Below are 212 nucleotides of genomic sequence, written 5' to 3'. Positions count from 1 at the left end.
GCAGGCAATCTCGACAGGCTACGGTTCCGCCGAGCGTTCGAGCACGACGCTGGGCGAGGTCATGCTCTACCAGGCGGTGCGCCTTGCCGACGGCAGTGTGGTGCGCATTGCCGAGGGAGAAGCGGGATACCTGGCCATCCTGGGAACGCTGTCCTTGCCCGTCGTCCTCATGGTCGTCGGTGGCGCCGTTGTTGCCGTCGTCGTTGCGCGGC

Annotated in this window: 1 pseudogene; it reads left to right on the top strand. The window is 67.0% G+C overall.

What is annotated here, in order from left to right:
• Positions 1 to 212 (top strand): annotated as a pseudogene (locus HJY11_RS14595) (hypothetical protein); the annotation flags it as partial.

The sequence above is a fragment of the Bittarella massiliensis (ex Durand et al. 2017) genome, assembly GCF_017566145.1.
GTDB classification, from domain to species: domain Bacteria; phylum Bacillota; class Clostridia; order Oscillospirales; family Ruminococcaceae; genus Bittarella; species Bittarella massiliensis_A.
This window is presented reverse-complemented; position numbering and strand designations above follow the sequence as displayed.